This window comes from Roseibium sp. TrichSKD4 (genome assembly GCF_000148725.1).
Taxonomy (GTDB): Bacteria; Pseudomonadota; Alphaproteobacteria; order Rhizobiales; family Stappiaceae; genus Roseibium.
In genome coordinates, this window is sequence record NZ_GL476311.1 from 454,431 (window position 1) to 480,597 (window position 26,167).

The following is a 26,167-nucleotide window of genomic DNA, read 5'->3' on the forward strand; positions in this document are numbered from 1 at the left end:
GTCAAACTCCGCGAAGGTTGCCCCAGATCAGCACATGCAGCTGAGGCAGAAGGGTTGCTGAATACCAGCGGTCAGACATCGTGCGCTCTACGAGCCAGCGCATACGGTCCATAATGCCGCTCATGTCGATGTCCGCATCTTCGGTATCGGGCGGCGGCGGCGTGTGGTTGACCGGCTGCAGATAAACGGGCAGAGCTGGATGGCGGGTGGAAATCTGACGTGCAAAGGCATAGTCAGCTTCATCCATCACGGCGAATTTCAGCGCGATCTGGGTAGCGACACCACCTGCCGAGACACAGGCATCGAGAGCAGCCAAATCCGTTTTCATTCCACTGGATGGTGGCTTGGGGCTGAGGGTTAGAACATCCAGCTCGGCAAACCAGTCCTTGACGACGCTGCCTTGTGTTTCCAATGCAAATGCATAGCCTTTCGCTTTGCCAAGTGTGATCAAGGAGGCAAGCGGCTGGATCGCTGGATTGCCGCCGGAGAGAGAAACCGTCAGCGGGATGCCGCCGGACAGTTCTTCCACTTTTGTAAATATCTCTGCAGCCGACATCGGCGTCCAGTCGTGGCGATATTCGGCGTCAACCGCATGGAGTGTGTCGCACCACGAGCAGCGATAGTCGCAGCCTCCGGTACGAACGAAAACGGTCGGTTTGCCAACCAGCGCGCCTTCGCCCTGAATGGTCGGGCCAAAAATTTCACTGATCCGGATCGACTTTTCTGATTGGTGTCCGTCAGCCATGGGTGCATCGCATCGGGCGGTATTCCGCACATGTTTTCGGGGTCTCGCGGACGCGGACAGCCACCACTTCCGGCCAGCGGGCCTTGCACCAGTCATGAAAGTGCTGGGCCATCCGCTCTGCCGTTACGCCATCATCGCCGAGAATATCGTTGAGGTGCAGGTGGTCCAGCGTGTCATCGATATAGCTCTTGAAAGCTCCGAGCTCTCGGTAGTCACGCACAAAACCGACGCTGTCGAGCTCTTCAGAGGCAAGTTCCACCTCAACGACGTAATTGTGTCCGTGCAGGCGGGCACACGGATGGTCTTCCGGCAAACCGAACAACTGATGGGATGCGGAGAAATGAAACTCCTTCCAGATCCTAAACATTGCAGGTCTCCTTCCAGAAGTCCGGGTCTTCATAAGGTGTCGGATCGGGAACCTGGGCCAGATGAAAGGCTTCGCGACGTTCCACGCATGTGCCGCAGCGCCCGCAATGAAGGTTCTCGCCCTTGTAGCAAGACCAGCTTGTGCGGTGGTCGACGCCCAGCCTCGCGCTTTCAGCGGCAATGTCCCCCTTGGAGAGATGGACAAAGGGCGTGTAGAGCCGGATGTCGTTCATCCCCTCCAGCGCATGACGCTGCATGGTTTCAAAGGCCTCTACGAAACCGGGGCGGCAATCGGGATAAATGAAGTGATCCCCGCCATGGACCGCAGCAGCAACTGCATTAGCGCCGCGAGCCGCCGCAATCCCGAAGGCAATTGTTAGCATGATGGCATTGCGGTTCGGCACCACGGTGATTTTCATGGTGTCTTCCGCATAGTGGCCGTCAGGCACATCAATATCGTCGGTCAAGGCTGACCCGCTCAGCTTGGCGCCGATACCGGAGATGTCGATAAGGATGTGTTCAACGCCAAGGTCGTCGGCGCATTGTTTCGCGCAGTCCAGCTCCTTCCGATGGCGCTGGCCATAGTCGAAGGAGAGGAGAGCGATGAGTTGGTTTTCCCTCTGCACCTTGTGCGCAAGGGTGACGGAATCCATTCCGCCGGAACAGACAACGAGTGTTTTCAAGTTTTTGACCCTTGTTTTGGCTAGAACCGGGTAGGCTGCGACCGGTTTCCGCTGGATGGCGGACGGAGGTTTTCTAAAGATCAGTCCTCAAAATGCAATTGAAATCTCTACTGACCGTCAGTTCTGACAATGCTTTGAACCAAACTGCTCTTGCCAATTCCGCCTTTCCCGCACTAACACAAGGCAAAACACTGGCTGCCGGGAGCATGTTCTGGAACTCATTGCTGAAAACCTGACCGTTGATCGGGGAGATCGACGTGTGTTCGAGGGATTGTCGTTTTCGCTGGAGGGCGGCGTGGCGCTTGTGGTGACCGGTCCAAACGGAGTGGGCAAGTCCTCGCTCCTGCGCACCTTGGCCGGGCTTGTTGCGTTGGCTGAAGGGCATTTGACTCTATCGGGCGGCGTTGATGACCACACGCCATATGAGCACGCGCATTATTTCGGCCATCAGGATGCAGTCAAACCGGCTTTGAGCGTTTTGGAAAATCTGGTGTTCTGGCAAGACTTTTCCGATGCTGCTGTTCCTCACGGTTTTGCTGGCGACGGTATGTCGCCTCATGAGGCGCTGGAATTGCTGGGCATCGGTCACACAGCCCGACTGCCTGCTGCCTACTTGTCTGCTGGGCAAAAACGCCGCCTCTCCTTGTCCCGCCTTTTGGTCACGCCTCGCCCGATCTGGTTGATGGATGAACCAACTTCGGCGCTTGATACGGCATCAGAGCAAACATTGCTTGATCTTATGAATGGTCACTTGGCGAAGGGCGGGATGATCGTGACAGCGACTCATACGCCACTGGCACTCACCCCTATGCGCAAACTCCACTTGGAGACAGCGCAGGCTGGCGAGGGAGAGGCGGTATGACCGGTTGGGCCAAAGCGCTATTTCTGCGTGAGCTGCGCATTGCCGTCCGGATCGGGGGGAGTGGTGTCGTTGGTGTTCTGTTTTTCCTTGCCGTGGTCACCGTTATTCCCTTTGGCGTTGGGCCAGACCTGAACCTCTTGGCGCGAATTGGACCTGCGTTTTTGTGGATCGGTGCTTTGCTCGCCACTCTTTTAGGGCTGGATCGACTGTTTCAGGCTGATCGGGAAGACGGCGCTCTGGATCTTATCTTAATGTCCGGGCGTTCACTGGAACTGGTTGTGCTGGTCAAGTGTTTGGCGCATTGGATGGCAACGGGCCTTCCCCTTGTTCTTGCAGCTCCCGTGCTTGCAATCTTCCTTAACCTTGAGCCACTTGCCATCGGCGCTGTGACATTGACGCTTCTTGTCGGCACACCAGCTTTGACGCTCATTGGGGCGATTGGGGCATCCTTGACGGTAACATTGCGGCGCGGAGGTCTGCTCATGGCTGTTCTCGTCGTGCCGCTTGCCATCCCGGTTCTGATTTTCGGGGTCAGCTCGGCAGATGCGGCCATTCATGATCCGGTACCGTTTATGACGCCGTTTTTGATCATGTGCGCCTTGTCGCTGATTGCAGCTGTTGTGGGGCCATTGGCATCCGCAGTGGCCCTACGTTTTGCGGCTGATTAGGTTTTAAACCCTACGTTTCTTGGCGATCTATCGAAATCATCACGCGAAATTATTGCCTTGTGAATGCAAGATCGGGTAGGCGCTCAGGTTAACGATGCGACGTTGATGTCCATTGAATGACATCCAAGCGTGGATTAGAACAATTCTATGGCAATTTGGGACTACGCAAATCCGACACGCTTCATGCGCCTGGCAGATCGCATTCTGCCGTGGCTCATTGGTATATGCGTGATCGCGTTCGCCATTGGGCTCTACAAGAGCTTTTTCATGGCACCGGAAGACTATCAGCAAGGGGACACAGTCCGGATCATGTTCATTCATGTTCCTGCGGCCTGGCTTGCTATGATGTGTTATTCGGTCATGGCACTTTCCTCAATTGGGACACTGGTTTGGAAGCATCCGTTGGCGGATGTCTCGGCCAAATGCGCGGCGCTAATTGGAGCTGCCTTCACCTTCATCTCGTTGGTGACAGGATCGCTCTGGGGTAAGCCGATGTGGGGAACTTATTGGGTGTGGGATGCGCGCCTGACCTCCGTGTTGGTGCTGTTCATCATGTATTTGGGGCTCATGGCGCTCTGGCGGACCATGGAAGACCCGATCAAAGCAGGCAAAGCCGCGGCCGTTCTGACCCTTGTCGGGGCGTTGAACCTTCCGATCATCAAGTTCTCGGTTGACTGGTGGAACACCTTGCATCAGCCAGCCAGCGTCATGCGGCTGGATGGTCCGACCATTCATCCCGATATGCTGGTCCCGCTGCTTGTCATGGCGTTTGCGTTCAGCGTGCTCTTTTTCGTGCTCCATTTGCGGGCTATGCAAAATGAGGTGCTGCGCCGCCGCGTGCGGACCATGCGCCAGAAGGCGGCTGCAAGCGCGCGGCCAGCTGCTGCCACAGCAACCACCCAACCGGCGGAGTAAGCGGACATGGATCCTTTCGACCTCGGCCCCCACGCCGGTTTCATCATTGCCTGCTATTTCATCACCATTTCTGTGGTTGCCGGACTGATTGCCTGGGTGGTTTTGGACCGCCGTCAGTTGAACAAGGCTCTGAATGAGCTGGAAGAGCAGGGCATTAAGCGCGCCAGAGGCAATCAAGCACAGTCATGAGTGAGCAATCAGAGCAGAATCCGGCCGAGCAAGACCCTGCTGAGCAGCTGTCTTCCGCGTCCAAACCGCAACGACGCCGGATCCCGATTCTGGTTCTGCTTCCGGTCATTATTTTTGCCGCTTTGGCTGCGCTGTTCCTGTTTCAGCTGACCATGGGCAATGATCCGAGCAAGATTCCGTCGGTTCTGATTGGGCGGCCTGCGCCTGATGCATCTCTTCCTGCTGTTGAGGGACTGGCACCTGAAGGTGTTCAGCTGGAGGGATTTTCCAAGGCTGACATGATCGGGAAAGTGTCCATCGTGAACGTCTTTGCATCCTGGTGTGGCCCTTGTCGTCGGGAACATCCTCTTCTCGAAGAGCTTGCAAAGCAGGATGGGTTCCAGATGATCGGGATCAACTACAAGGACAAGCCGGAAAACGCTCGCCGGTTTTTAGGCAGTCTCGGCAATCCCTACGACAGGGTTGGCTCTGATCCAAACGGCCGCGCCGCGATTGATTGGGGTGTTTACGGCATTCCTGAAACGTTCATTGTCGATGCGACGGGAACGATCCGCTACAAATATATCGGCCCGCTGAGCCCGACCAGCTATCGCGACGAATTTCTGCCGCAGCTTGAGGTCATCTTGCAGACACCAAACGGCCCGCAATCGAATTGAATTGCAATCACAAACAGGTGTGATTGGCTTCCGTCACCTCCTCGTTACTCGCACTTGAAGGGGCAGTTGCCTATGTTCTTCGCAGATTGATGCGGAACATAGAGCCATGACCTTGAGATATGCGACACTTCGAAATCTGCTTTTTGCCGGGGTATGCGCTGCGGCAACGTTTGGTAGCCCGCTGATGACATCGTCTGCCTCTGGCACTGAGCCTCGCGTCGTGGCTGAGCTTTTCACCAGCCAAGGGTGTTCGTCCTGCCCGCCTGCTGACCGTTTGCTGCACGATTTGGCGAAAGACAGTTCCATTTTGCCGCTGACTATGGCGGTCGACTATTGGGATTACCTCGGTTGGCCGGACACGCTGGCCAGCAGTGCACATTCGGATCGCCAGCGTTCCTATGCGGTCAAACGGGGTGACCGATCCGTTTATACACCTCAATTGGTGGTCAATGGTCTGAGCCACGTTGTTGGCAGCCGCCGAAACGATGTGGTTCAGGCGTTGAAAACAGCTCCGGCCTTCACCGCGAAGGTTGCCATGAGCCGGTCCGACATGGCGCTTGAGGTCATCATTGACGGCGCGCTTCCATCGGGTGCGGACAAGGCCAATGTCTATTTTCTTCGCGTGAGTTCTGCCGAAGAGGTGGAGATCCGCCGCGGTGAAAATGCTGGCCGGACCATCACCTATCGAAACGTCGTTCGGAGCCTGCAGCCGATAGGCGTTTGGACCGGGGAGCCTGCCAAGATCCGCTTGCCGAAATCGGAAATGCGCAAGGGCGCAAATGACAAATGCGCGATCCTTGTACAGGTCGATACTGACGATGGTCCCGGCGAAATTATCGGGGCAAACATCATGAATCTGCAGATGGCTTCAGCCGCCCAATAGTTTCTGATTTTTGGGAAGGAGCCGGGCAAATTGATCCCGGCCCCTTGCCTTCACCCTCAAACCTGCTACCCAAGTGCGCGAACCTGACCGACGTTTAACGGAGTTCGCTGCATGAACCTGAGATTGCAGATCGCCTTAGCCAGCATTGGCGTTGGTGTGTTGGTTCTTGCGCTCAAGTTTGCAGCTTATTGGCTGACAGGTTCCGTTGCTCTTTATTCGGATGCATTGGAAACCACGGTCAACATTGCGTCCTCGCTGGCAACGGTTTTCGCGGTTTGGTTTTCCTCAAAGCCAGCTGATTCCAACCATCCTTATGGTCATGACAAGGCAGAGTATTTCGCTGCCGTTCTCGTGGGCGTCATGATTGTTCTGGCTGCAATTTCCATTTTTGCAGCTGCCTGGCAGGGCTATGTCTCAAACGCACCCGTCACATGGTCGCCGGTCGGGCTTGGTGTGAACGTGCTGGCTGCTGCTATTAACGGTGGCTGGGCCTGGTTCTTGATCAAGTATGGGCGTAGCCACAAGTCTCCCGCCCTTGTTGCAGACGGCAAACATTTATCTTCCGATGTCATCACCTCTCTCGGTGTTCTGGTAGGGGTCATTTTGGTGTTTGTCACCGGGTGGCAGGTTCTCGATTCCCTTTTGGCGGCTTGTGTTGGCATTGCGGTGCTCTGGACCGGGTGGGAGGTGATGAAGGAATCTGTCAGTGGTTTGATGGATGAAGCAGCTTCAGCCGATGTGCTTCAGACGATCCGGGATCTGATTTCCGAACATGGGGAAGGAGCGCTGGAAGCGCATGATCTTTTGACCCGAATTGCCGGGCGCTCCACCTTTGTTGAGTTTCATCTGGTTGTGCCGGGGGCAATGTCTGTTGAAAAGGCGCATGCGATCTGCGACCGGATCGAAGAGGCCATTCAGGAAGATATTCCCGGTGCTCGCGTTACCATTCATGTTGAGCCGGAGCATAAAGCCAAACACTCGGGGATTGTGGTTCTGTGAGCGTGCAGCGCGCCACTTTGCGGCAGGTCTTTGATCATCTGATTTTGTTGATCGGGTCGGTCCTTATGTGTGGACCCATGGTGGCGCTGCTTTTAACAACCACACATCCAGCTGGCTCTTTGCCCCGCGGAGGCCTGACCTTGTTACCCGGTGAGGCCGGACTACAGAACTATTCCGGTTTGATTGATACCGCCCTCGGGGCAAGCGGAGAGGCGACTGTTTTACTTCTGGCGTGGAATTCCTTCGTTCTGGGGGCCGGATTTGCGGCCTTGAAGGTACTCCTGTCATTGATGGCGGCATACGCGTTGACCTATTTTCGCGTTCGCTGTGCCCCACTGATTTTCGCCGTTTTGCTGCTGTCCATCATGCTGCCGCTCGAATCTCGTTTCCTGCCAACATATGGTGTGGTGGCATCGCTTGAACTGACAAATACCCATTCCGGTATGATCCTGCCCTTGCTTGCGACAGGCATTGGCACATTCTTTTTCGTGCAGTATCTCAAGACCGTTCCGGAAACGCTGGTTGAGGCTGCCCGCATGGATGGCGCCGGACCGATCCGGTATTTCATCGACATTTTGGTGCCCATGTCGATGCCAATGATGGGTGCGCTTTTTATTGTCGCTTTTGTGACTGGCTGGAACCAGTATCTATGGCCGGTGCTGATTGCCTCGGATGAAACACGCTATACGCTGGTGCGGGGCCTACAGTTTTTTGGCCCTTCCAGTCTGACAGGCATGATGCTGGCCTGCCTGTCCGTTCTTCCTCCCGCTCTTTTGGTCATCTTGTTCCAGCGCCAAGTTGTGAAAGGTCTTTTTGATGGCAGCCACTAAGCCGGACTTCGCGGCGATTGTTTTCGACTGCGACGGAGTAATGGTCGATTCTGAAGCGATTTATGTCGAGGTGGAAATGCGGCGATTGGCGGATATTGGTCTCGCCTACGCGGTAAGTGATTATTAACAGCGCTTTAACGGCCTAAGGCCAGACGATTTCGTGTCAGAGGTTGCGGTGGAATATGCCAAGCTCGGCAAAGGGTCTTTGCCCGAGGCGTTTGGTCCAGATCTTGCCGCTGAAGTCTATGAGCGGATGGAGACAGAACTTCAGCCAATTGCAGGTATTCATGATCTTCTGGATCAGGTCACTGGTCCAAGGGCGGTTGCCTCGTCCAGCGCAGCTCACCGGCTGGTTCGCAAGTTGGAAATGACTGGTCTTTCCAAATATTTCGATGAGCACGTCTATTCGGGTGATTTTGTCGAAAACGGAAAGCCTGCCCCCGATTTATTTCTGTATTCCGCCGAGAAATTATCCGTTGATCCTGCCGAGTGTCTGGTGATCGAGGACAGTGCCAATGGCGTTCTGGCGGGAATAGCTGCCGGAATGACAACATGGGGCTTTATCGGCGGCGGGCATGCGACCTCAGAGCTGGGTGAGCGGTTGAAAGACGCAGGCGCGGAGCGTGTTTTTGAAAGCCATGCGGAGATTGCCGTAGCTTTGCGGTAACTCTCCGATTGGCCGGGACTTATCCTCTTGCGTCGGCGAAGGACACGAGCCGCTTGGAATTTTCATCCCACAGGTGCAGCCGGGCAGTGGAGATGCTTTCGGAAATCGTTAGCCGATTGCTGTGAGCCAGTTCTTCATGATCGCGCAGGACTTCCGGCAGACGGTAGAACGGAATTCGGCTGCACAGGTGATGGACATGGTGGATGCCGATATTGGCTGACAGCCATTGCAGGGCTGGCGGCAGAATGTAGTGAGAGCTGCCTTTCAGGGCCGCTTCATGCAGTTGCCAGTCTTCTTCCTGTTCCCAGTGCGTGGTTTCGAACTGATGTTGCACATAGAAGAGCCAGACACCGGCTGTTGCCGCAAACAGGGTGGTTGGCAGGAAGATAAAGACAAGAGGCATCCAGCCGCCGAGCAGGTAGATAGCGGTTAATCCGGCAATGATAGCGAGATTGGTGACCATCGCGCTGATCCAGTAAATCGCATGATTGGTCAGCCCGAGCGGTAGACGGTATTCCAGTAAGAAAATGTAACCCGGTCCAAGGCCGAACAGCACCAATGGATGGCGATAAAGACGGTAGAGAAACCTCTTGAGCGGGGACCGCGCCTGATACTCGGCAACTGTCAAGGTGTTGATGTCCCCCAGACCGCGTCGGTCCAGATTTCCTGCCGCGCCGTGATGAATGGCATGCGCGCGTTTCCACACGTCGTATGGCGTGAGTGTCAAAACGCCGAGTGCACGTCCAACCCAGTCACTCAAAACCTTGTTTTTGAAGAAGGCTCCGTGGCCACAATCATGTTGGATGGCAAAGAGCCGCAACAAGAAACCGGCATTGACCACTGAAATGGCAACACTGATCCACGGACTGACTGAAAGCGCGGCCCATGCCAGGGCCCAAAGCCCGAGAAAGGCGCCGAGTGTGATCGCCAGCTCCCACGTGCTGCGCAAGGGGTTCGGTTCCCGATAGGCCGACAGGATCTTCACCCAATCCCGGGGATCACGGGTTTCGGTGGTGTTGAGAGTCGAGCCAACTGTGTCGAGCATATTTTCGAATTACCGTCAGTTTTAGCGGACTTCGAAGACACCATGCCCTTGCCGCAGCCTGTAACGACTTAATATTATTGAGTGCTTTAGCAAATATAGCTTAAAGACGCACCAACGAATTCTGATTAATTAAGCTATTAATGCTGATTTTGAGGCATTTGTGATGCTGAAATCAACCAGAATTCGGTTTCGTTACAGACTTCTGTTGTCGAGTTCTACCGTCCCAAGAGGTCTTGTTCCGGGGTGGAGCTGATCTTGTGGATGGCAAGGTCTGCGCCCATGAACTCCTCTTCTTCTGTGAGGCGGAGGCCAAGCATGGTCTTCAGCGCACCGTAGACGGCGTAACCAACGGCGAAGGCGTAGACGATCCCCACTCCCGTGCCGATGATCTGGGCCATGAGGGAGACGCCACCGAGGCCTCCCATGGCTTCCTGACCGAAGACGCCTGCAGCAATGGCACCCCATGCGCCGCAGATGCCGTGGAGCGGCCAAACGCCGAGAACATCATCGATCTTGAGGCGGTTTTGGCAGATTTCGAAGCCCTTGATGAAGATTGCCCCGGCTACGCCGCCGACAATAAGGCTGCCAATTGGATGCATAATGTCAGAGCCTGCGCAGACCGCGACCAGTCCGGCGAGCGCCCCGTTGTGCACGAAGCCGGGGTCGTTTTTCCCGACCACGAGAGCGGCCAGAATACCGCCAACCATGGCCATCAGCGAGTTGATGGCCACCAGCCCGGAGGCTGATTCAAGCGAGGCGGCTGTCATGACATTAAAGCCGAACCAGCCCACGCAGAGCATCCACGACCCCATGGCAAGCCATGGAAGGGAAGAGGGCGGAATGCCAATTGGTTGGCCTTGCTTGTTGTAGCGGCCCTTGCGCGCACCCAGAAGCAAGACCGCAGCAAGAGCAATCCAGCCGCCAACGCCATGAACCACGATAGAGCCTGCGAAGTCGTGGAACCCCGCGCCAAACGTGCTTTCGAGCATGGCTTGGAAGCCAAAATTGCCGTTCCAGATCAGACCTTCAAACAGCGGATAGGCGATGCCGACAAGCGCCACTGTTGCCAGACATTGCGGCAGGAACTTCATGCGCTCTGCAATGCCGCCGGAGATAATCGCGGGAATGGCCGCTGCAAAGGTGGTCAGGAAGAAGAATTTGACGAGGGTCAGGCCCTGCAACTCGAAACCTTCCCCGCCGCCGGACAGTGTGGCCGCATTGACGAAGAATGTTGTCCCATAAGCAACCGCATAGCCAACGAAGAAATAGGCGACGGTCGATAAGGCGAAATCGACCAGAATCTTCACCAGCGCGTTGACCTGGTTTTTCTGGCGAACGGTACCGACCTCCAGAAAGGCAAAGCCACCGTGCATGGCGAACACCAGAATGGCGCCGACCAGAACAAAAAAGACGTCTCCGCCCACGGACGTATCAGACATTCAAACCGCTCCCCCAAATTTGCCCAGTTTGCAGGCATGTGTTGGCAAGCGCTTAATCAAACTGCATGCCAAATTGGCAGAGGTTTGAAATCATGTCGGTTTTTCCGGTGTGTCTAAGAGCCTGATGTCGGAGTGTTCATGAAACGGGCAGAAATCGACCTATGAATGAAATTTCCGCCTACTTTTTCATCAAATGGGCGGAAATTAGCTTTGTGCGGAGTATATCTTGATAGATGATTTATACTTTTCTATTGAAATTATTGACGAATATGGATTGCACAAAAAATGCCCAGGGCAATGCCCCGGGCAGAAGTTGCAGCGCAGGCTCCTACGCTGAGCGGATGTTTGAACCGGGTCTTAGTAGCGCTGCGACCCTGTTCCGAATTCCGGGTAGGCTTCAATGCCGATTTCGACCTTGTCCAGACCCAGTGCTTCTTCTTCGGCGCTGACCCGAATGCCCATTGTGGACTTCAGGATGAACCAGAACACGGTGCTGGCGATCAAAGTGAACGCGCCGTAGGCAACGATGCCGGTCAGTTGCACGCCATAAGATGCGTCAGAGTTGGACAGCGGAACGATCAAGGTGCCCCAGATGCCGGCAACAAGGTGAACCGGGATTGCGCCAACCACATCATCGATCTTCAGCTTGTCGAGCAGCGGAACAACAAACACCACGATGGCACCACCAACGCCGCCGATGAGGACGGACTGGAAGACGCTCGGTGCCAGCGGTTCAGCTGTGATGGAGACGAGACCAGCCAATGCGCCGTTGAGGGCCATGGTCACATCAACCTTCTTGTACATGATTTGCGTCAGGATAATTGTGACGACCACACCGGCGGCTGCTGCCATGTTGGTGTTGGCGAAGATGCGGGAGATGTCGGAAACGTCGCCAATTGTGCCCATGGCAAGCTGAGATGCGCCGTTGAAGCCGAACCAGCCGAGCCACAGGATGAAGGTGCCGAGCGTTGCCAGCGGCATAGAGGAGCCTGGAAGCGGGGTCACCTGACCATCCGGTCCGAATTTGCCTGTGCGTGCGCCGAGGATGATTGCGCCAGACAGAGCGGCCCAGCCACCGACGGAGTGAACGAGCGTAGAGCCTGCGAAGTCGGCAAAGCCCATTTCGGAGAGCCAGCCTGCGCCCCACTGCCAAGAGCCGGCGATCGGGTAAATGAAGCCAGTCAGGACAATCGTGAAGATCAGGAACGGCCACAGCTTGATGCGCTCGGCCAAGGTGCCGGAGACGATTGAAGCTGTGGTTGCGCAGAACACCATCTGGAAGAGCCAGTCGGAGGCCGTGGAGTAGCCGGTGTCGAGCGCGTCGCCGCCAACCGGGTCGAAGCTGTATGGGCCGAGGGAGCCGATGAAGCCGCCGTCAACGCCGGTGTACATCAGGTTGTAGCCGGTGATCCAGAACATCAGACCCGCAATGGAATAGAGCGAGATGTTCTTCAGGCATTGCATGGAGACGTTTTTGGTGCGGACAAGGCCCGCTTCCAGCATGGCAAAGCCAGCTGCCATCCACATGACCAGGAAGCCGCCGATGAGGAACAGCAGCGTGTTGAAGATGTACTGCACTTCCGGGGAAACTGCCGGGGCTGCGTCTTGCGCCATGGCCGGGCCTGCCATCAGTGCGAGGGAGGTGAGCAGTGCTGCACCCTTTATGGTCCGTTTGATCAACATTGGGGGTCTCACCTTTCTCAAAGAGCTTCGACGTCGGTCTCGCCGGTGCGAATGCGCATAACGCGGTCGACCGAGTGAACGAAGATTTTGCCGTCGCCGATCTGGCCGGTTTGTGCGGCGCCTGCGATTGTCTCGACAACCTGATCGGCAATGTCGCTTGAAACGACGACTTCAATTTTCAGTTTCGGGAGGAAGCTGACCGCGTATTCGGTGCCGCGGTAAATCTCGGTATGACCCTTCTGGCGGCCGTACCCTTTTACTTCAGTTACTGTCAGGCCCTGGACGCCGATGCCGGTGAGGGCATCCCGCACTTCGTCGAGCTTGAACGGCTTGATTATGGCCATCACGATTTTCATTGCTCGTTCCATTCCTTTCCTCAAATCCACCTCAAAGGTGGATCGCACCCTTGACCCCTTTTCAGGGTCCCGAAGCCGACGTCAGCGGTTCGGTTCGCCACCTTCCTTTCAAGTGGCGTGCCAAGTTGGAATGGAGGAGCGAAATCCCGCAGAAATCTGCGGGAATTGCCAATGTTTGATGAAGTGCGCGTCGGATAGTCAGTTACAGAAATGACTAATTATTGTGCAATAAATCGTATTGCGCTGCACAATGACTAATAATTGTGCAGGTAAAAAATCAGGCAGAAAACCCTCCGTCCGCCAGATACGCTTCTTCTTCCGGGGTCGACGTGCGGCCCAATACCTTGTTCCTGTGCGGAAAACGGCCAAAGCGGCGGATCGCGTCCATATGAATGAGGGCGTAGAGATAAAACTCCTGATGACCGAGGCGCCGAGCCAGGTCGACGCATTTCTCCTGCAAGGCCATGTCTTCAGCGTGTTCAAACGGCAAATAGAAGAATGAGCGCACATCTTTTGGAAACGCGCGGTCAAAGCCTTTTTCGATGGCCAGTTCTGCCAGCTTCTGCGCTTTTGGATCGCCCTCAAAGGCGCGCGGTGACCCGCGGAAAATGTTGCGTGGAAACTGGTCAAGCAACAGGATCAGGGCAAACATGCTGGTCGGCTCATTGGCCCAAGCATCCAGCTCGCCTTTGAGCGCCTGTTCGATACGCTCGGCAAACCGGGTTTGGCATTCCTTGTCGAACTTGTCGTTCTTGGTAAACCACTTTGAAGGGCCGGCGCTCCACCAGAAATCCAGAATATCGAGTGCAGAAGGCAGTGAATGAGCCATGACGAGACCTTGACCTGAGGGTGTTTCGTTTCCAATTCTCTCCTTAGAGTGGGCTGCCGCCAAAGCTGTTTCAATAGACTGAGGACATTTCCCCCGTGAGCGTGACGAAAACACTCGATCTCAAAGGTCTGAAATGTCCATTGCCGGTTTTGAAAACCCGCAAGGCGCTGACAACATTGCAACCGGGCGACCGGCTTGAAGTACTGACGACAGACCCGATGGCGGCCATCGATATTCCGCATTTTTGCAATGAGGCCGGGCATCACCTCATTGAAAGCTCGACCAGCGATACGGAAGGCACGTTTCTTTTAGAAAAAGGTGACCGCTGACAAATCTGCGAAAACCCGACTGTTACGCGCCCTTTACCTCCGCTTCCAGCCGGTCCATTTCCTGTGCCAGCTTAAAGTCCAGCTCGCTCAAGCCGCCCACATCATGGGTGGCCAGTGTGACCTCGACCGTACGATAGACATTGAACCATTCCGGATGGTGGTTGAGGCTTTCTGCGACCGGCGCAACCCGGCTCATGAAGTCAAAGGCTGCCAGAAAGTTCTTGAACTGAAACGTCTTTGATATGGCCTCGCGCGCGTCATGGCGCGCCCAGTCCGGCACATTCTCCTGCTGTTTGGTGATTTCGTCTGCCGACAACCGGTCCACCATGTGGCTCTCTCCCGTTTCAAGTGATTGTTTACCCGATAAGATGGGCGTTTGGCAGGATATGTCGAGTGGGGCAGCAGGTGAAGCGCCGCAAGGAGGGCCTCCGGCGTTTTGGCTGCTGTCCCCTTGAAAACCCAAGGGAGTGGCAAGACGCGAAGGCGTTGCCCGCGCGTTGCAAAAAACAATGTTCGGCTCGGCCTTCACGCCTTGCCCGGGTTGTTTCTCATGGTGTCCCGACCCGATCCATTGAACAGACATTTGGGTTTTCTTCAAAACCCCCGCAACATGCCCTTCATGGCCGCGTTCTCCCCGCGGGTCTGCGGTTCCCGCGATCAACACCACCGGACCTGACAGAAGAGCTTCGTTACCTCTCTTCCCCAGCCCCACCCGGCCTGCCCCGCCTCAAAGGTCGGTCCTTCAAGGGCCCTTGCGAGCAGGCACACGCTCTATATGGGATCAAATTCCTATCTGCGCATAAGTTTTTTGAAGGCGCAAAAAGGTGAGTGTTTTCAAGGAGAGGGGGGTGCGGGGTGGAGGATAAGGTGATGAGAAGTTGCAAAACAACGATGCCGGCTTTGGAATACGAAAGTCAGATAAACGAATTGATTGAATTTAATAAAACTGCAATTTACAGAAGGTGTATTGTGTATGGTAAATTTAGGCGTTGGTCATGAAGAGATATAAAAGTTATATAGATAAAAGTGATATTTTCACTAAAATAAAAAACAGGGAAATTCATCACCCTACTAATTCAGTATTTGATCCAGAGTTGTTGGCGAAAGTAGTTTTGGAAAATCCAGACCTATCTATTCGTGATTCATGCCTTTTTCAGTTGGCTTTGGTGGTTTTTTCAGAGCTCAAGGTTGCTCGTGAAAAGTTAAGTGTTATTCAAAAGTCTCTTGCTTTGGCGGATGCCGTTGATTTCAGTCTAGCGTTAGTAAATTTCCAGTGTGTAAATGTCATTAAGGATTGCGAAAAGCAACTCAGATTATTGCCTAAAGACAAACCAATTGATTTGGCGAAATTTAATGATGCTCATGTCCGAAATATTGGAGGCCAAGTTGTAAATATCGATGAAGCTGCTGAAGGGCTTGCCGATAATTTGCCGCAATTGGTTTTTCATTTAGCGTCTAATTGTCAAGCAAAAGACATGTGCGGTCGCGATCAAGTGCTTGCACAGTCTCGGTATATTCAAGCCTACGCTTCTATTGAGAAAGCGTTGTCCGAGATATGGAATATGGGATTGTGGGAGGGGTACTCATTAGGGGCTGATGGAAATCAGTTCATTCTTAAGCCTTGTGATGTTGATTTTACTGCGCAATGGGATATTTGGCGGAAAAGAGATCAGTTGGTTTTAATGAGTAATCGCAATTTGGATTACGGGGACGCGGTCGCGGACGACGCTGAGGTTCCGTCGCCTCCAATTCTAGCGAAGACAGTGATCAGGATAGATCAAAAATCAGGAAAGAAAGCAGAGTATCGGTTAGGACGGCCGGTGTCGTCTAGAGAGCATGTCGATTTTGTAAGTTATTTAGAATCTAGCTACCTTTCGGTTTTTCTCGATGAACCCCTTAATCTTCAAGGTGGCAAGTTGACATTTATGGACCTTGTAAAAGCTTTTTTGATTGTACGCGATTTCACTAAGCTGAAGTCAAAAGCAATCGGAGGGGAGTTTAGTAGTTGGGTAGATGTTAGGCGAAATCTTATTTGTTTAGATGTTCAAAGACATAAAAATATATTTTGTATTTGCCTTAATATTAGTAGATCCGAATCAGAGACTTTAATTAATATATTGAGCTCTGATATTGTCAAGGGAGATGATTTATTTGCGAAAAATATTTGGGGTGCTCCATTAATAAAAATCGGCAGCGACTCTTTGTTACGAATTGCACTTCCGTCTGTAATAAATCCCAATCCAGTCTATGTTTTTGAAAATTGGCTCAGAGTTACAAACGCGATTGATAAGAAAGGGAAGTCAAAGGGGCGGACGTTTGAGGCCTTTGTTAAGGAAATGGCAAAAGATCTGGGTTCAAAAAACCGCCATTTTAGTGACTTTTCTGTATTCGATACATCCCAGAAAGACGGGGAGGAAATTGATTTAGTGATTGCTGTTGGCAATTTGATAATTGTTTGTGAGGTTAAATGCTTTGTGGGGCCATATAGTTCTCAAGAAAAATATAATAGAAATAGAAAGCTCGTTGAAGCTACTGAGCAGGTTGAAAGAAAAAGAATTTGGCTTAAAAAAAATATTTCAAAATATACTGATTTCGAAAACGATCAAAATTTAAAGTTTTACTCGTTGGTGGTGCTCAATGACGCGTTCGGTTGCGGCCAGATGGCAGGTCACACGACCATTGTAGATTTGAATTGGTTTAAAACCGTTCTTTCTTCAAATGCGGTTGTGACGCAGGGAAGGTATGAAAGGCAGCTTGGAAAGTCGTTTTCCACGGTCGAAATATATGGAAGTTGTGAAGATTTTGAACAAAGGGTAGGTGAAATTATGGCAGAACCTCCTATGCTCAAAATGATTAAAAAAGAAATTCGGTCATTAGATCGAAAGTTCCCATTGAGCTATGGCGGGAATTTAATTATCCGCCAACCGGTTGTGTCATGACCAGAGGAAATAAGCTGAATTAAACTTTCAATTACTAGGCAGGCACCTCTCGGCGCCCGCTCTTGTTCTTCTCAAAATTCCAAAAACCTCACCCTGCCACGAGGTTTCTCAGCACGTAGTGCAGGATGCCGCCGGCTTTGATGTATTCCAGTTCGTCTTCAGTATCGACGCGGCAGAGGCATTCGATGGTTTTGGTTGAGCCGTCCGCATAGGTGACTTCAACATTCATTATCTGGCGTGGCTGGATGTCGGCGATGCCCTTGATGGTGACGCGTTCGGTGCCCTCAATGCCATGGGACTGCCAGCTTTCGCCATCCTTGAAGGTGAGCGGGATGACGCCCATGCCGACGAGGTTAGAGCGGTGGATGCGTTCAAAGGACTGGGCGATGACGGCGCGCACGCCCAAGAGCTTCGTGCCCTTGGCTGCCCAGTCACGCGAGGAACCGGTGCCGTATTCCTTGCCGGCAAAGACGACCAGCGGCGTGCCTTCGGCCTGATATTCCATGCAGGCATCAAAAATCCACTTTTTCTCGCCGTCCTTCATGGTGACGCCGCCTTCCACGCCCGGAACCATCTGGTTCTTGATGCGGATATTGGCGAAGGTGCCGCGCATCATGACCTGGTGGTTGCCGCGCCGTGCGCCATAGGAGTTGAAGTCCTTTTGCACCACCTGATGTTCGGCAAGATAGGTGCCTGCCGGGCTGTCGGCCTTGATGTTGCCTGCCGGGGAAATGTGGTCGGTGGTGATCGAGTCCAGAAACAGGCCCATGACCGCCGCATTTTCAATGTCCGTGAGCGGCGTCGGCTCCATGGTCATGCCCTCGAAATAGGGCGGGTTCTGGACGTAAGTTGACGAGACCGGCCAATTGTAGGTCAGGCCACCTTCGACCTTGATCTGTTGCCATTTTTCATCGCCCTTGAAGACGTCGCCATAACGGGTGCGGAACATCTCTTCGGTGATGGAGGAGCGAATGAGGCTGGTGATCTCGTCCGCCGTTGGCCAGATGTCTTTCAGATAAACCGGATTGCCGTCGTTGTCCGTACCAAGCGCATCTTCGGTGATGTTGATGTTGAGGTTTCCGGCGAGCGCATAGGCGACCACCAGCGGCGGAGAGGCGAGGTAGTTGGCGCGCACATCCGGGTTGACGCGACCTTCAAAGTTCCGGTTGCCGGAAAGAACCGAGCAGGCGATCAGGTCATTGTCGTTAATCGCCTTGGAAATGGCGGGGTCCAGCGGGCCGGAATTGCCGATACAGGTGGTGCAGCCATAGCCTGCCAGCGTGAAGCCCAGCGCGTCGAGATCATCCTGAACGCCTGCCTTTTCCAGATAGTCGGTGACGACCTGCGAGCCGGGGGCCAGTGAGGTTTTGACCCATGGCTTGACCGAAAGCCCCTTAGCCAGCGCGTTTCTGGCCAAAAGACCGGCACCGATCAGAACCGACGGGTTGGAGGTGTTGGTGCAGGAGGTGATGGCAGCAATCACCACATCGCCATTGCCGAGATCATGCTCCTTACCCTCAACGGAAACCCGCTTGGCAAGTTCCCCCGCCTTCTTGAACTCGGTTTCCATGGTCTTGGCAAAACCGGTCGCTGCCTCCGCCAGGTCGATGCGGTCTTGCGGGCGTTTCGGGCCGGAAATGGACGGAACGACCGTGGAAATGTCGAGTTCCAGAGTGTCGGTGAACTCCGGCTCTTCATTGCCTGAGCGGTACATGCCCTGTGCCTTGGCATAGGCTTCCACAAGAGCGACGCGGTCCTTGTCGCGGCCAGTGGCGTCCAGATATTTTAAGGTGTCGCTATCAACGGGGAAGAAGCCGCAGGTCGCGCCATATTCAGGGGCCATGTTGGCGATGGTGGCTTCATCTTCCAGGCTGAGATTGTCGAGGCCGGGGCCGTAAAACTCAACAAATTTGCCGACCACACCCTTTTGGCGCAGCATTTCAACAACGCGCAGCACAAGGTCGGTGGCGGTGATGCCTTCGTTCAGCTTGCCGGTTAGCCTGAAGCCGATGACCTCGGGGATGAGCATGGATATCGGTTGGCCGAGCATGGCCGCTTCCGCCTCAATGCCGCCAACACCCCAGCCGAGAACCGCAAGGCCATTGACCATGGTTGTGTGGCTGTCGGTGCCAACCAGCGTGTCCAGATAGGCAATGGTTTCGCCGTTTTCTTCTTTCGTCCAGACCGTTTGGGCGAGATATTCCAGATTGACCTGATGGCAAATGCCCGTTCCGGGAGGAACAGCGCTGAAATTGTCAAAGGCTGACTGGCCCCAGCGCAAGAACTCATAACGCTCCTGATTGCGCTCATATTCCTTGTCGACGTTCTTCTTGAATGCGTCCTGCGTACCGAAATAGTCGATCATCACCGAGTGGTCGATGACGAGGTCAACGGGCACCTGCGGGTTTACCTTCTTCGGATCGCCGCCGAGTTTAACCGCCGCATCGCGCATGGCAGCCAGATCAACTACTGCCGGAACGCCGGTGAAATCCTGCATCAAGACGCGGGCCGGGCGATAGGCGATCTCGTGGGTGGAGGTTTTTGTCTTCAGCCACGCGGCACAGGCGATGATGTCGTCCTTCGTGACCGTCCGCCCGTCTTCAAAGCGCAGAAGGTTTTCCAGCACCACTTTCAGGGATGTGGGAAGTTTGGATACGCCCTCAAGGCCGTTCTTCTCAGCTTCGGGAATGGAAAAATAGGTGTAGCTCTTGTCCCCAACGGTGAGGGTTTGTTTGCAGTTGAAGCTGTTAAGAGACTGGGTCACGGCGCGTGATCTCCTCAAGGTTCCTTGGTTGCCGGGTGTGAAGGGCGCCGGCTGCCTGGGTCATCAAAAAATCTCTGGGTGCACCGTGTGGTTTGGTGCTGAAAACCGGCCCGCTGACGGAGCTTACATCCATATGGGTTGTCTGTTGCCATGCGCCAGTGGTGCGTGGCAAATCACGGAGCGTTTATCCGCTTATGTCATAGCGAATTTGGCCCGCAATCTCCAGCAGGTGACGCAGAGAGTTGCTAACCGGCAACGCAGTCAATGGATGGTGTTGGAAGCCCTCAGCCGCGCCAGCCGGGGTCTTCTGTGTCCAGAACGGATTTGAGATAGTCAAAATGCCGGTCGCCTTGCCCGAGATAGGCTTTCCAGCCATCTGCCGTGTTCTGGGCGACTTCATCGGACAGGACGTTCAGCGCCTGACCGGTTGAGCGGGCAAGGATCAGGGTTTGGGCCGCGCGCTCAAAATAATAAAGGTCCTCAAAAGCCTCTGCCACGGTGTTTCCGGCAATGGTGACACCGTGATTGGCCATCAGCAGAACTGAATTTGTGCCAAAGGCGCGCGCAAGATGCGCGCCTTCCTCGTTTGTGTCGGAAATGCCGCCAAATTCCAGATCATAGCCAATGCGGCCAAAGAAGCGGGCTGTGTTGTTGTCGATGGGAAGAAGTTTCGGGTCTTTTAGGCAGGCGAGCGCCGTAGCGTAAGGCGAATGACAGTGCAGCAGCACGCGCGCTTGCGGCAATTCGCGGTGCAGGGTGGCATGCACGGCCCATGCGGAGGGGTCGGGTGCGTCCGGGCGCTCCATAACGGTTGGATCATCTGCGTCCAGTACCTGAAGATCATCCGGGGTGATGGTGGCAAAATGTTGCCAGCGCGGATTGATCAAAAAAGTGCGCCCATCATCTGACACTGCCGCGCTGAAATGATTGGCAACCGACTCGCTCCAGCCAAAGCGATGGCACAGGCGAAAGGCAGCTGCCAGATCTTCGCGAAGCTGGGGTGTATCGCCGCTTGTTGCGGTCGGGTGGGGATGCGCAGCAATGTTCATGCCTTGAACCGTCCTTCTGACACCAGCGCCCGATAAGTGGAGCGCATTTCTGCCCGGTCGGCATAGGTGCCGCGCAAATAGCGGTCACCGCTGGTGGCGCTGTAGGCCGCCCGGCCATGCACGATCCGGTGATTGTCAAAGACGATACATTCTCCCGCGTGAAGGGTGAAGCGCATGATGTATTTGTCGTCCTGCAGCAGTTTTCCAAAACTGCAGAAAGCCGGATACCACGTGTCCAGAAGTTCCTGTGGCAGGTCGATCAAGTCCAGCATGTGCTGGCTGATGGTCAGGCCTTCCACCTCGCCATGCTGATCTAGCTCGATGATGCGTTGATAGGAGCGCATGTCGTAGCCGTCATGCTCGCAATAAAACGGCACATCGGTCTCTGCCAGAATGCGGAAACCCTCCGGGTCAAGGGTGCGAAAGTCATTGGCTGCGGCAACGCCATCACCGAATAGATTACGTCCCCCTTCCACGGAGTTGGCCCGCATGTGAAGGAACTGGACGCCGGGGGCATGTTCTTCTGCCGGGGTGTCGGTGTGTAATTCCAGCGCAGACGCGGTGTAGGCCGTGTTGGTGGGGTTGATGTGGGTGCGTACATCAAAATAAAGGCCGAAGAAGGTTGGGCGCACCTGTCCCATCAATTGCACCAGATCGGTCAATGCCTGATCCGTGTCCGGCATGTCATCGACAATGCTGACGCCTTCGACAATGACGGCCTCCAGCCAGCGGCGCAGCGCCTCCTTGTTGGAGGAGAGTTCTGAAAAGGAAAATCGGGCCACATCTGGATAATGGTCGCCGTACCACGCCTTGCGGGGCAGGTCTGCCGGGTCCGGACGACGCTTACCTTCTGCGTAGGTTTCCAGCCACGCCAATGACATGCGGGTTGTGTGGTCTTCTTCGGCCCAGTTGATCACCAGATGGCCGTCTTCAATCTGGGCGCTGGCCGCTCTGGGTGGCTGATCAAGATGAAAGATGTCAAAGGAGCGTTCGCGGGTCACGGAACTGAAGCTGGAGGGGCAATTATCGCGTAACCAGAAGTAGTTGAAGTATTTTGTGCCCGATGCCAGTGGCACGCTCAATCCCGTATCGCTAAGGCTGATCTCGGCAAATCCAGCCGCTGGATGCATGATGTTCATCAGAAAGCTCCCAATGCATTTTCTAACGCTAGGGAAGCGTATTTGGCGAAGCGAAAAAAGCACGATAATACTATCGCTATGTTAAGTCATAGGTTTACTTATTTCTGTCGGGGTGCTCATGGATCGGCTGCCACCGCTTCGCCTTTTGATTATCTTTGATGCCGTTCAGCGGCTTGGCTCCATGCAACGGGCTGCGTCCGAACTGAACGTGACCCGGCCTGCGGTTTCTCAGGCCATTCGGGCGCTGGAAGATTATGTCGGCGTTCAGCTGGTGGATCGGAGTGTCAAACCGGCTGCAGCAACAGAAGCTGGGGAGCGGCTTGCTTTTGCCACCCGGCGCGGGTTGGAACAGATTTCTGAAGCGATAGATGATATTCGCCAGACAATTGGACTGGCAGAACGGCAGGTGACCGTCTGCTGTACGCTTGGCATGGCTACCTATTGGCTGATGCCGCGTCTTGCCGGGTTTTATGCCGCTTATCCGGATATCATGGTCAATGTACAGGCGCCGCCCTCTGACCTGCCGGTTATGTCTGCAGGCATTGATGTGGCGCTGCGTTACAGCGCCAAGCCTTGGAAGGACGGGGCCACGGAACGCCTGTTTTCTGAAAGTGTGTGCCCGGTTGCAAGCCCAAAGGTTATGGCAGACCTTGTCGAGACACCGGATCTTTTAAGCCGTGTGACACTCAATCACGTGCGTGTGCCCGAGCGATATGGCTGGGCGGGGTGGCGCGATTACTTGAAGGCGCGTGGGTTGCCCCGGTCGCAAAGAACAGGGCAGGTGTTTGACAATTACATTCAGGCCGTTCAAGCCACGCTGGATGGCCGAGGTGTGATGCTGGGTTGGCGGTCCATCACATCTGCGCTGGTGGATGAGGGTCGGTTGGTGGCCTTGCCGGGCGGGGTTCATGATTTTGGCACCGCATATTGGGCGACTTGTGCACCGGAAAGCGAACATAAGCCCGCGGCGCAGGCTTTCATGATATGGGTTCAGAACGCTGCCCTTCAGACCCGAGATGCCCCATCCGCCCCGCTGCCGTGATTGAGGGGAATTAATGGTTCATCAATTGGTCGAAGGATATTGCATACCGTTGTATACTGAATTAGAAGAGCAGCCAGCAAGCTTACGCCCGGCTCGTCTGTGTGTCCTGCGAGCCGTCGGTTAAGCTCAAAAAAGATCAACATCCAATCGCCGGGATCATCATCATGAGCTTGTATCAAGACTATCTGAAAGAGATCGAAACCCGAAAAACACAAGGGTTGAGCCCCAAGCCAATTGATGACGGTGCGCTCATCAAGGAGATTGTCGCTCAGATCAAGGATGCGGGCAACGAACACCGCGCAGATTCCCTCAAATATTTCATCTACAACACACTGCCGGGCACAACCAGTGCGGCGGGTGAAAAGGCCAAGTTCCTGAAAGAGATCATTCTCGGCCAGTTCGTTGTTGAGGAAATCACTCCAGACTTTGCCTTTGAGCTTCTGTCTCACATGAAGGGTGGCCCGTCTGTTGAAGTGCTTTTGGATCTGGCGCTGGGCGATGATGCAGCGATTGCCAAGCAGGCTGCTGACGTTCTGAAGACGCAGGTTTTCTTGTACGACGCCGACACAGACCGCCTGAAAGAGGCTTTCAAGGCTGGTAATGCGATTGCCAAGGACATTCTGGAAAGCTACGCAAAGGCAGAGTTCTTCACCAAGCTTCCGGATCTGGATGAAGAGATCAAGGTCGTTACCTACATTGCTGCGGAAGGCGATATCTCCACTGACCTTCTGTCCCCGGGCAATCAGGCGCACTCGCGTGCCGACCGTGAGCTGCACGGCAAGTGCATGATTTCCGAAGCCGCACAAAAGGAAATCGAAGCGCTGAAGCTTCAGCATCCGGACAAGCGCGTGATGCTGATTGCCGAAAAGGGTACCATGGGCGTTGGTTCGTCCCGCATGTCCGGCGTCAACAACGTGGCGCTGTGGACCGGCAAACAGGCCAGCCCTTATGTGCCGTTCGTCAACTTTGCGCCAATCGTTGCGGGTACCAACGGCATTTCGCCGATCTTCCTGACTACCGTTGGTGTGACCGGCGGGATTGGCCTTGATCTGAAAAACTGGGTCAAGAAACTGGATGAAGACGGCAAGCCGATCCTGAACAATGATGGCAACCCGGTTCTGGAGCAGAAATACTCCGTGGAAACCGGTACTGTTTTGACCATCAACACCAAGTCTCACAAGCTCTTCAACGATGCCGGTGACGAAGAGCTGGTTGACATTTCGTCTTCCTTCACACCGCAGAAGATGGAGTTCATGAAGGCGGGTAGCTCCTACGCAATTGTTTTCGGCAAGAAGCTGCAGACGCTGGCTGCCGAAACGCTTGGTATTGAGGCGCCGCAGGTGTTTGCACCGTCCCGCGAAATCTCCCATGACGGTCAGGGCCTCACCGCTGTTGAAAAGATCTTCAACAAGAACGCTGTTGGCGTTACTCCGGGCAAGACCCTTCATGCAGGCTCCGACGTGCGCGTTCGCGTCAACATCGTGGGCTCGCAGGACACCACCGGCCTGATGACGTCTCAGGAGCTGGAAGCGATGGCCGCAACGGTGATTTCACCGCTCGTGGATGGCGCTTACCAGTCCGGCTGTCACACAGCGTCGGTTTGGGATCTGAAGGCACAGGCCAACACGCCGCGCCTGATGGCATTCATGCACAAGTTCGGCCTCATCACAGGTCGTGACCCGAAAGATGTCTATCATCCGATGACAGACGTCATTCACAAGGTGCTCAATGACATCACCGTAGATGACTGGGATGTCATCATCGGCGGCGACAGCCACACCCGCATGTCCAAGGGCGTTGCCTTTGGTGCTGACTCCGGCACCGTGGCGCTGGCTCTTGCAACCGGTGAAGTCTCCATGCCGATCCCTGAAAGCGTGAAGGTCACCTTCAAGGGCTCCATGAAGGACCACATGGACTTCCGTGATGTGGTGCATGCCACACAGGCTCAGATGCTGGCTCAGCATGGCGATAACATTTTCCAGGGCCGCGTGATTGAAGTTCATATTGGTACACTGCTGGCGGATCAGGCCTTCACCTTCACTGACTGGACGGCAGAGATGAAGGCAAAAGCCTCCATCTGTATCTCCAACGACGAGACATTGATCGGGTCTTTGGAGCTGGCCAAGCACCGCATCCAGATCATGATCGACAAGGGTATGGATAATGATGCTGGCGTCCTTCAGGGCCTGATCGACAAGGCGAACAAGCGCATTGCCGAAATCCAGTCTGGTGAAAAACCGGCTCTGACCCCGGACAACAATGCCAAGTACTTTGCCGAAGTTGTTGTTGATCTGGACCAGATCGACGAGCCGATGATCGCTGATCCGGACGTCAACAATGCAGACGTTTCCAAGCGCTACACCCACGACACCATCCGTCCTGTCTCTTACTATAATGCGGAGAAGAAGGTGGATCTTGGCTTTGTGGGCTCCTGCATGGTGCACAAGGGCGATGTGAAGATCGTGGCGCAAATGCTGCGCAACCTTGAAAAGGAAACCGGCAAGGTGGAATTCAAGGCTCCGCTTGTTGTGGCAGCTCCGACCTACAACATCGTCGATGAGTTGAAGGAAGAGGGCGACTGGGAAATCCTCCAGAAGTACTCCGGCTTTGAGTTTAACGACAATGCGCCGAAGACCACAGCTCGCACCGAGTACGAGAATATTCTCTATCTGGAGCGTCCGGGCTGTAACCTTTGCATGGGCAACCAGGAAAAGGCCGCCAAGGGCGACACGGTTCTGGCAACCTCCACCCGCCTCTTCCAGGGCCGCGTTGTGGCGGATTCTGAAACCAAGAAGGGTGAGTCCCTGCTGGCCTCCACGCCGGTCGTGGTTCTCTCTGCCATTCTTGGCCGGACCCCGACACTGGATGAGTACAAGCAGGCGGTTGAAGGCATCAACCTGACCAAGTTTGCCCCGCCGCTGCAAAAGCCGCTCGACGCAAAGTCCGTCCACTTCTAAGAGCGGGCAAGGTTCTGAATTCAAAGGCCGCTGAGGGTTCTCAGCGGCCTTTTTGTTGAGATTTTGGATGACAGGTTTCCCGGAAAAATCCAGCGGTTTCGCTAGTGAATTCGCCTGATCGAACGGCGCGTCC

At 54.6% G+C, this 26,167-nt stretch carries 26 protein-coding genes; 14 read left to right on the plus strand and 12 right to left on the minus strand.

Annotated features, from left to right (window positions below; genetic code table 11):
- Position 1: 1 nt before the first annotated feature.
- Genes queE through queC form a run of 3 tightly spaced genes read right to left on the minus strand, consistent with a single transcriptional unit; the run spans position 2 to position 1,794 of the window.
- Positions 2-745 carry a 7-carboxy-7-deazaguanine synthase QueE gene (queE, locus tag TRICHSKD4_RS10825; protein ID WP_009759236.1) on the minus strand — a complete coding sequence of 248 codons (744 nt, stop codon included), beginning with the start codon at positions 743-745 and terminating at the stop codon, positions 2-4.
- Positions 738-1,112, minus strand: coding sequence for a 6-pyruvoyl tetrahydropterin synthase family protein (locus TRICHSKD4_RS10830; RefSeq protein WP_009759237.1), 375 nt, complete (start codon positions 1,110-1,112; stop codon positions 738-740). The genes queE and TRICHSKD4_RS10830 overlap by 8 nt, the downstream gene beginning before the upstream one ends.
- A complete protein-coding gene (gene queC / locus TRICHSKD4_RS10835; protein WP_009759238.1) occupies positions 1,105-1,794 on the minus strand; it encodes a 7-cyano-7-deazaguanine synthase QueC in 690 nt (229 codons plus the stop codon). Before queC ends, TRICHSKD4_RS10830 begins: the two co-directional genes overlap by 8 nt.
- A 211-nt stretch (positions 1,795-2,005) precedes the next feature.
- Between queC and ccmA the strand changes: the two genes are divergently transcribed.
- From ccmA to TRICHSKD4_RS10880, 10 genes are all read left to right on the plus strand, one after another.
- Positions 2,006-2,656 carry a heme ABC exporter ATP-binding protein CcmA gene (gene ccmA, locus TRICHSKD4_RS10840; protein ID WP_040616650.1) on the plus strand — a complete coding sequence of 217 codons (651 nt, stop codon included), beginning with the start codon at positions 2,006-2,008 and terminating at the stop codon, positions 2,654-2,656.
- Positions 2,653-3,324: a heme exporter protein CcmB gene (gene ccmB, locus TRICHSKD4_RS10845; RefSeq protein ID WP_009759241.1), complete on the plus strand. Its 672-nt coding sequence runs from the start codon at positions 2,653-2,655 to the stop codon at positions 3,322-3,324. Before ccmA ends, ccmB begins: the two co-directional genes overlap by 4 nt.
- Before the next feature lie 147 nt (positions 3,325-3,471).
- Positions 3,472-4,239, plus strand: a complete 768-nt coding sequence (locus TRICHSKD4_RS10850) for a heme ABC transporter permease (RefSeq protein ID WP_009759242.1) — start codon at positions 3,472-3,474, stop codon at positions 4,237-4,239.
- A 6-nt stretch (positions 4,240-4,245) separates the two neighbouring features.
- Positions 4,246-4,428, plus strand: coding sequence for a heme exporter protein CcmD (ccmD, locus tag TRICHSKD4_RS10855; protein WP_009759243.1), 183 nt, complete (start codon positions 4,246-4,248; stop codon positions 4,426-4,428).
- Positions 4,425-5,084: a DsbE family thiol:disulfide interchange protein gene (locus tag TRICHSKD4_RS10860; RefSeq protein ID WP_009759244.1), complete on the plus strand. Its 660-nt coding sequence runs from the start codon at positions 4,425-4,427 to the stop codon at positions 5,082-5,084. The genes ccmD and TRICHSKD4_RS10860 overlap by 4 nt, the downstream gene beginning before the upstream one ends.
- A gap of 106 nt (positions 5,085-5,190) precedes the next feature.
- Positions 5,191-5,967 carry a thioredoxin family protein gene (locus TRICHSKD4_RS10865; protein ID WP_009759245.1) on the plus strand — a complete coding sequence of 259 codons (777 nt, stop codon included), beginning with the start codon at positions 5,191-5,193 and terminating at the stop codon, positions 5,965-5,967.
- A gap of 111 nt (positions 5,968-6,078) precedes the next feature.
- Positions 6,079-6,966 (plus strand): cation diffusion facilitator family transporter, encoded by an 888-nt coding sequence (locus TRICHSKD4_RS10870; RefSeq protein WP_009759246.1) that lies wholly within the window; start codon positions 6,079-6,081, stop codon positions 6,964-6,966.
- Positions 6,963-7,796: a carbohydrate ABC transporter permease gene (locus tag TRICHSKD4_RS10875; RefSeq protein ID WP_009759247.1), complete on the plus strand. Its 834-nt coding sequence runs from the start codon at positions 6,963-6,965 to the stop codon at positions 7,794-7,796. The genes TRICHSKD4_RS10870 and TRICHSKD4_RS10875 overlap by 4 nt, the downstream gene beginning before the upstream one ends.
- Positions 7,783-7,923 carry an HAD family hydrolase gene (locus tag TRICHSKD4_RS31195; RefSeq protein ID WP_009759248.1) on the plus strand — a complete coding sequence of 47 codons (141 nt, stop codon included), beginning with the start codon at positions 7,783-7,785 and terminating at the stop codon, positions 7,921-7,923. The genes TRICHSKD4_RS10875 and TRICHSKD4_RS31195 overlap by 14 nt, the downstream gene beginning before the upstream one ends.
- A gap of 33 nt (positions 7,924-7,956) precedes the next feature.
- Entirely contained in the window at positions 7,957-8,463 is a 507-nt protein-coding gene (locus TRICHSKD4_RS10880; RefSeq protein ID WP_009759249.1) for an HAD-IA family hydrolase, read from the plus strand.
- Positions 8,464-8,482: 19 nt separating this feature from the next.
- Here TRICHSKD4_RS10880 and TRICHSKD4_RS10885 read toward each other — a convergent pair whose 3' ends face one another.
- The 5 genes from TRICHSKD4_RS10885 to TRICHSKD4_RS10905 form a co-directional block, all read right to left on the minus strand.
- A complete protein-coding gene (locus TRICHSKD4_RS10885; protein ID WP_009759250.1) occupies positions 8,483-9,508 on the minus strand; it encodes a fatty acid desaturase in 1,026 nt (341 codons plus the stop codon).
- A 215-nt stretch (positions 9,509-9,723) separates the two neighbouring features.
- Complete coding sequence (locus TRICHSKD4_RS10890) at positions 9,724-10,947, minus strand: ammonium transporter (protein WP_009759251.1); 1,224 nt, start codon at positions 10,945-10,947, stop codon at positions 9,724-9,726.
- Positions 10,948-11,304: 357 nt separating this feature from the next.
- Positions 11,305-12,630 carry an ammonium transporter gene (locus tag TRICHSKD4_RS10895; RefSeq protein ID WP_009759252.1) on the minus strand — a complete coding sequence of 442 codons (1,326 nt, stop codon included), beginning with the start codon at positions 12,628-12,630 and terminating at the stop codon, positions 11,305-11,307.
- 17 nt (positions 12,631-12,647) lie between these two features.
- A complete protein-coding gene (locus TRICHSKD4_RS10900) occupies positions 12,648-12,986 on the minus strand; it encodes a P-II family nitrogen regulator (RefSeq protein WP_040616738.1) in 339 nt (112 codons plus the stop codon).
- A gap of 277 nt (positions 12,987-13,263) precedes the next feature.
- Positions 13,264-13,815: a DUF924 family protein gene (locus TRICHSKD4_RS10905; protein WP_009759254.1), complete on the minus strand. Its 552-nt coding sequence runs from the start codon at positions 13,813-13,815 to the stop codon at positions 13,264-13,266.
- A 95-nt stretch (positions 13,816-13,910) separates the two neighbouring features.
- Between TRICHSKD4_RS10905 and TRICHSKD4_RS10910 the strand changes: the two genes are divergently transcribed.
- A complete protein-coding gene (locus TRICHSKD4_RS10910) occupies positions 13,911-14,144 on the plus strand; it encodes a sulfurtransferase TusA family protein (protein ID WP_009759255.1) in 234 nt (77 codons plus the stop codon).
- 22 nt (positions 14,145-14,166) lie between these two features.
- Here the strand turns inward: TRICHSKD4_RS10910 and TRICHSKD4_RS10915 are convergent, their stop codons facing one another.
- Complete coding sequence (locus TRICHSKD4_RS10915) at positions 14,167-14,472, minus strand: 4a-hydroxytetrahydrobiopterin dehydratase (protein WP_009759256.1); 306 nt, start codon at positions 14,470-14,472, stop codon at positions 14,167-14,169.
- 667 nt (positions 14,473-15,139) lie between these two features.
- On the opposite strand from TRICHSKD4_RS10915, the gene TRICHSKD4_RS10920 reads away from it, so the two are divergent.
- Positions 15,140-17,083, plus strand: coding sequence for a nuclease-related domain-containing protein (locus TRICHSKD4_RS10920; protein WP_009759257.1), 1,944 nt, complete (start codon positions 15,140-15,142; stop codon positions 17,081-17,083).
- 88 nt (positions 17,084-17,171) lie between these two features.
- On the opposite strand, the gene acnA is transcribed toward TRICHSKD4_RS10920, so the two are convergent.
- The 3 genes from acnA to TRICHSKD4_RS10935 form a co-directional block, all read right to left on the minus strand.
- Entirely contained in the window at positions 17,172-19,847 is a 2,676-nt protein-coding gene (acnA, locus tag TRICHSKD4_RS10925) for an aconitate hydratase AcnA (protein ID WP_009759258.1), read from the minus strand.
- Positions 19,848-20,131: 284 nt separating this feature from the next.
- Positions 20,132-20,896: a class II aldolase/adducin family protein gene (locus tag TRICHSKD4_RS10930; protein ID WP_009759259.1), complete on the minus strand. Its 765-nt coding sequence runs from the start codon at positions 20,894-20,896 to the stop codon at positions 20,132-20,134.
- Positions 20,893-22,035 (minus strand): TauD/TfdA family dioxygenase, encoded by a 1,143-nt coding sequence (locus TRICHSKD4_RS10935; RefSeq protein WP_009759260.1) that lies wholly within the window; start codon positions 22,033-22,035, stop codon positions 20,893-20,895. The genes TRICHSKD4_RS10930 and TRICHSKD4_RS10935 overlap by 4 nt, the downstream gene beginning before the upstream one ends.
- Before the next feature lie 118 nt (positions 22,036-22,153).
- Here TRICHSKD4_RS10935 and TRICHSKD4_RS10940 point away from each other — a divergent pair, with 118 nt between their 5' ends.
- Positions 22,154-23,077 (plus strand): LysR substrate-binding domain-containing protein, encoded by a 924-nt coding sequence (locus tag TRICHSKD4_RS10940; protein ID WP_009759261.1) that lies wholly within the window; start codon positions 22,154-22,156, stop codon positions 23,075-23,077.
- Positions 23,078-23,241: 164 nt separating this feature from the next.
- Positions 23,242-26,034, plus strand: coding sequence for a bifunctional aconitate hydratase 2/2-methylisocitrate dehydratase (locus tag TRICHSKD4_RS10945; protein WP_040616741.1), 2,793 nt, complete (start codon positions 23,242-23,244; stop codon positions 26,032-26,034).
- Positions 26,035-26,167 lie beyond the last annotated feature (133 nt).